This window comes from Chitinophaga sp. (genome assembly GCF_036569185.1).
Taxonomy (GTDB): Bacteria; Bacteroidota; Bacteroidia; order Chitinophagales; family Chitinophagaceae; genus Chitinophaga.
The window spans coordinates 1-7,994 of the sequence record NZ_DATCRD010000262.1; the positions used below are offsets into that span (position 1 = coordinate 1).

7 protein-coding genes and 1 pseudogene are annotated in these 7,994 nt (G+C 50.7%); 5 read left to right on the plus strand and 3 right to left on the minus strand.

The window, feature by feature from the left end:
• Positions 1-1,650: DPP IV N-terminal domain-containing protein (locus VIM72_RS20110; RefSeq protein ID WP_332004616.1), on the minus strand; the 1,650-nt coding region annotated here is incomplete at its 3' end.
• A 102-nt stretch (positions 1,651-1,752) separates the two neighbouring features.
• Between VIM72_RS20110 and VIM72_RS20115 the strand changes: the two genes are divergently transcribed.
• Complete coding sequence (locus VIM72_RS20115; RefSeq protein WP_332004617.1) at positions 1,753-2,286, plus strand: histidine phosphatase family protein; 534 nt, start codon at positions 1,753-1,755, stop codon at positions 2,284-2,286.
• Between the two features lie 35 nt (positions 2,287-2,321).
• Here VIM72_RS20115 and mgtE read toward each other — a convergent pair whose 3' ends face one another.
• Complete coding sequence (gene mgtE, locus VIM72_RS20120; protein ID WP_332004618.1) at positions 2,322-3,698, minus strand: magnesium transporter; 1,377 nt, start codon at positions 3,696-3,698, stop codon at positions 2,322-2,324.
• Positions 3,699-3,755: 57 nt separating this feature from the next.
• Entirely contained in the window at positions 3,756-4,634 is an 879-nt protein-coding gene (locus VIM72_RS20125; RefSeq protein ID WP_332004619.1) for a bestrophin family protein, read from the minus strand.
• A 127-nt stretch (positions 4,635-4,761) separates the two neighbouring features.
• On the opposite strand from VIM72_RS20125, the gene VIM72_RS20130 reads away from it, so the two are divergent.
• The 4 genes and pseudogenes from VIM72_RS20130 to VIM72_RS20145 form a co-directional block, all read left to right on the plus strand.
• Positions 4,762-5,166 carry an SET domain-containing protein gene (locus VIM72_RS20130; RefSeq protein WP_325646635.1) on the plus strand — a complete coding sequence of 135 codons (405 nt, stop codon included), beginning with the start codon at positions 4,762-4,764 and terminating at the stop codon, positions 5,164-5,166.
• Between the two features lie 129 nt (positions 5,167-5,295).
• Positions 5,296-5,775: a MarR family winged helix-turn-helix transcriptional regulator gene (locus VIM72_RS20135; protein WP_332004620.1), complete on the plus strand. Its 480-nt coding sequence runs from the start codon at positions 5,296-5,298 to the stop codon at positions 5,773-5,775.
• A 29-nt stretch (positions 5,776-5,804) separates the two neighbouring features.
• Positions 5,805-7,373, plus strand: coding sequence for a histidine ammonia-lyase (hutH, locus tag VIM72_RS20140; RefSeq protein WP_332004621.1), 1,569 nt, complete (start codon positions 5,805-5,807; stop codon positions 7,371-7,373).
• Positions 7,351-7,994, plus strand: a pseudogene (locus VIM72_RS20145) (urocanate hydratase); the annotation flags it as partial. The gene hutH and the pseudogene VIM72_RS20145, both read left to right, overlap by 23 nt.

Below are 7,994 nucleotides of genomic sequence, written 5' to 3' on the forward strand. Positions count from 1 at the left end.
GGCATATACAGGCTGGTTGTCGCGCGCAGTAAAAGTAATTACCTGCGGATCCCGCCATGCGTATGATTTAAATTCATCCGATTGTGCCAGGTTGGTTACCTGTACCGGTTTTGCGCCTGGTGCATTGGGTTGTAAATATAATTCCCAGGGTTTATTGGAGTAGGAATAACGGAAGGCGATCCACTTGCCATCGGGCGATACGCTTACATCGTTGGCGCCGGGCATGGTGGTGATCCTTTCTGCCTTTCCACCGGTAACGGCTAAACGATAATATTGCTGTTCGCCTGGATGCACTTCGTTGGTGGTGATATAGAAATATTTTTTATCGGGAGATAGTTGTGCGGTTTGTACTTCATAGTTGCCGCTGGTGAGCGGTTTTACGTCGCCGTTATTCACATTGGCAGTGTAAAGATGCGAATACCCGGTGGCTTCGGACTGGAACCAGCAGGTGTTTTCATCTATCCAGCCGAGGTTCCCTCCGCCCATGCTCCAGCCAATACCGGGGCCGGCTATCCAGGCTTCATCGCGTTGGCGGTTGATGCTTTTCAGCGACCCGGTGGCCGCATCCAGCAAGGCGATCCAGCGGTCTTTATTGTCCTGCGAGCGGATGTCTACAATGGCATGCGTGCCTTTATCCGACCAGTAGGGGCCGTTCACGATCACTTCCCTTACCTTGGGCGTATCTTTTTTCGTGTAGTCCTTCACGTAATCGGGCAGATCTTTGATGCCGGGGAGGTCTGTAATTTTGATGGGGAGCACGGTGTCGCGCTGCCGGTCGTAGATGAAGCTTTCAAAGCTACCCTGTGGCGCGCCTACTTTATCACGTGCAGCAATATCAGTAGTGAAGCCGGAAGCTGTTACAAACTCGGGCACAATGGTATTGCGGGCATCTGCAGGCGCCGTGAACAGGCTGTATGTAATGAAACGCCCGTCTGTACTGATCTGTACATCCCTTAGTCTTTTATTTTGCAGGTACAGTGATCTCAGTGGTTTGGGATCATGTGCTTTATCAAAGGCTTCGGCGGCATCCCTTTTTGTTTTCTTATCACGCACTACCTGCATCAGTTCCAGCTGCTGGGCTTTCAGGAATTGTTCTTCTTCATTGCCGGATTTGCTGTCGTCTTTATCAGCGGGTTTGTTGCCTGTTTCAAAGCTGGTAAGCTGGCTGATAAGGCCGGAGGCTTTGTCCCATCCGTACAGGTCGCGGTTTTGCCGGAACACCACCTGTTTACCACCGAAACTGAATGCCGGATCATACTCAACGGCTTTGGTATTGGTGATGCGCGTGGTTTTCCCGGTTCTTATCTCCAGTAAATAAATATCGCCTTCATAGGAATAGGCCAGCAACGACCGGTCGGCACTCCATGCGCCGGCAGCTTTGGCGTTGATCAGCGAGCGTTCATCCGCCGCTGTTTTCCGTGGTGTGTGGTCCTTCACACCGGCATAGTAAAGGGAATCACCCAGTTGTTTATCCGGGTTCCAGCTGAAGTAAACGGCCTGGTTGTTGGGGCTCCAGAAAACGTTATCAGGGGAAGTTCCTATCCATTTGGGATCGCGCATGATCTTTTCTACCGTAAGCGGTGATGCCTGCTGGGCGCTGAGGCGGTTGGCTGATAAAAAAATAATGGCGGGCAGTACCCATTTTCTCATAGCGGTTCATTATTTTGTTGGGGAATAAATGTAACGGTTTAATCATAAATTGCCGTAAGTTTTGGATGGACGTAATGCGGTCATCTGCCTTAAATCCGTTCTATGCGTATACTGCCACTATTGCTTACCTGCCTTTCTTTTGCCGCCTGCAAGCCCAAACGGCCCGTGCGCCAGCCGGTGCCGGTATCCGAAGACACTACTTTTTTAACCGGTACTTTTTATGTGATCAGGCATGCTGAAAGAAACCCTGGCCCGGATTCTACATTAACGGTAGCCGGACAGGAAAGGGCGGGGGCTTTATACCGCCTGCTAAAAGATTCGGGGTTGAATAAAATTTACTTTACGCCTTACAGGAGAACCGTTGCCACGGCCGATAGTGTACGGATCCGTTTACATCTCGATACCTGTTTTTATGCAGCAGATACCAGCGGGGAGTCTTTTATTTACCAGGTTACCCGGCATGGCGACTGGGGCAAGCGCCTCCTGGTGATAGGGCATTCCAACACGGTGGTGCCTATCCTTCGCAGCCTGAAAGCCAATCCACATATGGATGTTATAGGGGAGAACGAATACGACCGGTTATTTATAGTGCGGAAAACCAGGGAAGGTACGGAGCTTAAAGAGGTGTGTTACTAGCGGAGGAAAAGGTTTCCCCCCGCTATAGTGGCCCATTACAGCAATATGCCTTTCATCAGCGTATAGGCTACGGTGAAGTAAATAAGTAGTCCCGTTACATCCACCAGGGTAGCCACAAACGGGGCGGAAGATGTGGCCGGATCGGCGCCGCATTTCTTCAGCAGCAGCGGCAGCATAGAGCCGGAGAGGGTTCCCCACAGCACTACGCCCACCAGGGAAATGCCTACGGTAGCGCCTATCAGCACGGTATGATCGCCATAGGTATGGAACAGGGAGTTCCAGAGAAGGATCCGCAGAAAGCCGATGGCGCCCAGCACACCGCCCAGCAGCAGGCCGGAAATGATTTCCCGGCGCATTACCCTCCACCAGTCGCCTATACCGATCTCGCCCAGGGCCATTGCCTGGATAATGAGGGTAGATGCCTGTGAGCCGCTGTTACCACCGCTGGAAATAATGAGCGGTACAAACAACGCCAGTACTACGGCTTTTGCAATTTCATCTTCAAAAAATCCCATCGCGGTAGCGGTGAGCATTTCACCGATAAATAATACTACCAGCCATCCTACCCGTTTTTTTACGAGGCGCAGCAGGGGCATATCAAGGTATGGCTCGTCCAGGGCCTCGGTACCACCAATCTTCTGGATGTCTTCCGTATGCTCTTCGTTGGCAATCCACAACATATCATCGATGGTCACAATACCCAGCAGCACGCCCCGGTCGTCTACCACGGGCAAGGCTACCCTGTTTTCCATCCGGAATACCTGTATGGCCTCTTCCTGGTTATCGTTGGCATGTAGCGATACAAAGCGGTCGTCCATCAGGGTATGTACCACCGTATCCGGCGATACCAGCAGGAACTCGCGTATCCGGAAGTCGTCCAGCAGCTGTCCTTTTTCATCAATTACATAAATTACGTCGATGGTTTCACTGTCTTTGCCATGCTCCCTGATATAGTCCAGCACTTCCTTTACGCTCCATTCTTCCCTTACGGCAATGTAGTCGGGCGTCATGATACGGCCCACACTGTTCTCCTTGTAACCCAGGAGGGAAAGGGTGATGCGGCGCTCTTCTGGGTCCAGCAGTTTGATCAGTTCCTTTACCGCTTCGCTGGGAAGCTCTTCCAGGAAGGCGGTACGGTCATCCGCAGGCAGCTCGTTCATGAGCTCTGCTATTTTTGCAGGCGATAAAGTGCGTATCACATCTTCCTGCAGAGGAAAGTCCAGGATACGGAAAGCCGCTGCCGCTCTTCCGATCGACAGGTGATTGATGATTGTTCCGGCATCTTCAGGGACCTCGTGAATCAATTCGGCTATATCCGTAATCAGCTGGTCATCCAGGTAAACTGACAACTCGCGGTAACTTTTCTCATTTGTCAGTGCCTGGAATTTTTCCAGTAAAGCTTCATTTTCCATGTACAATTGCCTCTATCTGCGAAATTAAGTTAAAATAGGCACGCTGCCGGGCGGCCGTTATAATAATTCTGACACATGCAGGCGGATGTTGCTGCAAATGTTATCCAGCGGCAGGTCGTTGGCGTCTTTGCCGAAGGGGTCTTCAATTTCTTCTGCAATGAGCTCCAGGCTTGCCAGTACAAAGAATACGAATACAATCATGGGGATAATGAGGTAACCCAGGCTGAATACGTATCCAAACGGCATAGACATTACATAGAAGAAGATAAATTTCTTGATAAACACGCTGTAGGAGAAGGGGATAGGGGTGTTCCTGATCCGTTCGCAGGCGCCGCATACATCGGCAAAGGACTGCAGCTCATTGTTCAGCAGGATGAGCTGATCACCGGTCAGTTGCCCGTTGCGGTACAGTTCCATTGTTCTGGAAACAATGAGCTGCGACAGCTGGTTGGGCACATGTTTGCTGATATCCGTATGCAGGGGCCCCTGCCCGGGTATGGCTTCCATCTCCTCGTGGATATAGGTTTTACGCAGGTGGTTTTTCAGGCTGTAGGCAAAATTCGGGATCATTACTTTAAAGAATTCCCTGTCGGCTTTGTTTTCCGCCGGCAGCATGGCCTGGATCTTTATGGCCAGGTTGCGGCTGCTGTTTACCAGGGAGCCCCATAACCGGCGGCCTTCCCACCAGCGGTCGTATGCCGTGTTGGTACGGAATACCAGTAACAGGGAGATCACGAAGCCCAGCAGGCCATACATCAGCGTTATATTCTTTAACTCGCTTTTTTCAGATAGCTTCCATACCTCCAGCTCCAGCCAGGCTATGATGGCAGAATAAATGGAAAGGGCTATAAACATGGGGAACAGCTTCCTTACCGTATCCGCTTTATGAATACGGAAAATGAACGTAAACCAGTCTTTCGGGTTATAATTGATCATATATACAGGTTAATGAAAGGCAAAAAAAATATTTTCCGGGCGGCAAACCTAAATTTTTTAAACATGATTTTGATAACTTCCTGCTTTAACTTTACTTTACGTCTTCTTTTATTTTTGAAATTGCGCTATGATAAAGCCGTATTTGTACATTGATAAGTCGAAAGGAAAAGGCCGGGGAGTTTATACCAAAGAAAGGATCCCTGCCGGAACAAGGATAGAAACTTCACCTGTGCTCGTTCTTACTTACGACGATACCGAGATTGTGGATAAAACCAGGCTCCATAATTATATTTTTCTCTGGGGTGCAAAGGAAACCCGTTCCTGTGTGGCGCTGGGCTTTTGTTCTATCTATAACCACGACTACGATCCCAACTGTGAGTATGAGATGGATTTCAAGGAAGAAACCATGAGTATCATCACCCGCCGTGAAATCAAGAAAGGAGAAGAGCTCTTTATCAATTACAATGGTGATGTAACAGACGATTCCCCCCTCTGGTTTGATACCAAAAAGAAACAGGCGGTAAAAAAATAACCGGCAGTACGAATAGTACCGTTGCGGGCGGATAGCAGTGAACAACAATTCCTGCCGGCAATGCTATTATTCGTATTTCTTTCGTAATATTGTATAAGTGCTTATATAATTTTAACGTCAACCTTTTATATGTCATTCTATCCATCACTTGGCTACCTCGTTTTTGGCAGCCGCCTGCGCAGGCTGAGCGAATACTTTCTTATGGAAGTAAATAAAGTATATGAACAGGCGGGCATTCCCTTCGACGCCAGCTGGTTTCCGGTGTTCTACCTCTTATCAAAACAGCAGCCGGTGCCTATGATTGATATTGCCGATCAACTGGAAATATCCCACTCCGCTGTAAGCCAGATGGTGACGAACCTGAAAAAGAAAGGGCTGCTCAAAACAACGCCCTGCAAGGAAGACGGGCGCAGGCAACTGGTGGCCTTCTCCAAAAAAGGGGAAGAGCTGCTGCAACAGATCCAGCCTGTATGGGAAGCCATTACTACAGCTATGGAAGCATTGGTAACAGAGAATAAGCAAAGCCAGCAGATACTTACAGCTATCGCGCAGATTGAACAATCGGTACAGCAAAAACCTTTATCAGAAAGGATCAGGCAACAATTATAACATATCATACACCAGAAAAACCGAACGACATGAGTGATATTTTTAAGTACGGTATTGACCAGCTCACCGTTGCCAGCGCCATTGATATTGCCGCCGGCAGGGTGAAAGGCATACTGGTACCGGAAGTGATTACGCGTGTACAAACCAGCTTTGGCTATGTACAAACCATCGTGGCCCAGCATACCACGGTATATGGTATCAACACCGGTTTTGGCCCGCTGTGCGATACCAAAATATCCGAGGAAGATACCCGCGCGCTGCAATACAATATCCTGCAAAGTCATAGCGTAGGTGTGGGAGAAAGTATCCCTGAAGAAATTGCCCGCATTATGCTCATCACCAAAGTGCAGGCGCTGGCCCAGGGCTACTCAGGCGTAGCATTGTCTACCCTCGAAAGGATCATCTGGCATATTGAGCACGGCATCACGCCGCTGGTGCCCGAAAAAGGCTCTGTAGGCGCCTCCGGCGACCTGGCGCCGTTATCGCATCTCTTCCTGCCGCTGATTGGGCTTGGACACGTGATGTACCGCGGAGCAAAAACGGATACGGCTGCCATGATGCAGCAGGAAGGCATACAGCCGGTGGTACTGGGCCCTAAAGAAGGCCTGGCGCTTATCAACGGTACGCAGTTCATCCTGTCGTTTGCCGTGAAGGCCGTGCAACGGCTGCATAATGCACTGGAAGCTGCGGATATCATCGGGGCCTTATCACTGGAAGGACTGATGGGCACCGCCAAACCTTTTGACCCCCGCCTGCATGTGATCCGTCCATATCCCGGCAACCAGCTGGTAGCGCACCGTTTGAAAACGCTGCTGGATAATTCGGAGATCATGTCGTCGCATGTGGACTGCGGCCGTGTGCAGGACCCTTATTCCCTGCGCTGTATGCCACAGGTGCACGGCGCATCGCGCACGGCATGGCAGCACCTGCGGGAACTTACCACGATAGAGCTGAATGCGGTTACGGATAACCCCATCATCTTCAGCGCGGAAGATACCATCAGCGGTGGCAACTTCCACGGGCAGCCAATGGCATTGCCCCTGGATTATGCTACTGTGGCCGCCGCGGAGCTGGGCAATATATCCGACAGGCGTTGTTATATGATGATTGAAGGAAGATATGGGCTGCCGAAACTACTGATACGGGATGCCGGCCTCAACTCCGGTTTCATGATACCACAGTATACCACCGCTGCACTGGTCACAGAAAATAAAACCCTCTGTTTCCCCGCCAGCGCGGACAGTGTGCCTACCTCCCTGGGCCAGGAAGACCATGTATCCATGGGCTCTATCAGCGGGCGTAAACTAAACCAGGTGATCAGCAACCTGGAGTACATCCTTGCCATTGAACTGCTGTATGCCGCACAGGCAGTGGATTTCCGCCGGCCGCTCAAATCCGGCCCGGTGCTGGAAGCCGTGCATCAATACACCCGTAAGCATGTGGCCTTTGCAGATAAAGACCGCATCTTCTCCAACGACATTGCCGCTTTGCATCAAATTATTACGGACCAGTCGCTGGTACGCACTGCCAACGAAGCTGCCGCTAATCATCAACTTAACTTAAACGGACTTTATAATGACCAGTTTGGACTTTATTAAAACATATGCAGCTCACCCGCATTATAAAGCGCCGCGTGGTGCACAGCTGCACGCCAGATCATGGCAAACCGAAGCGCCCCTGCGCATGCTGCTTAACAACCTCGATGCAGAAGTAGCCGAAAACCCGGATGAACTGGTGGTGTACGGCGGTATCGGCCAGGCAGCGCGTAACCGCGAATCTTTACAAAAGATCATCGACATATTATTAACACTGGATGAAGAGCATTCCCTGCTGGTGCAATCCGGTAAGCCCGTAGGTATTGTGCGCACACATCCGCAGGCGCCGCGGGTAATGCTGGCCAACAGTAACCTGGTGCCCAAATGGGCCACCTGGGAGCATTTCAACGAACTGCGCTCCAAAGGACTGATGATGTACGGACAAATGACCGCCGGCAGCTGGATCTATATCGGCACACAGGGCATCCTGCAGGGAACCTATGAAACCTTTATGGAATGCGGGCGCCAGCATTTTAATGGCAACCTTTCAGGTAAGCTCCTGGTAACTGCCGGTATTGGCGGCATGGGCGGCGCACAGCCACTGGCGGCTACTATGGCCGGCGCCGTGTTTATTGGCGCTGATATTGATCCTGCACGTATCCAGAAACGACTGGATACCCGCTA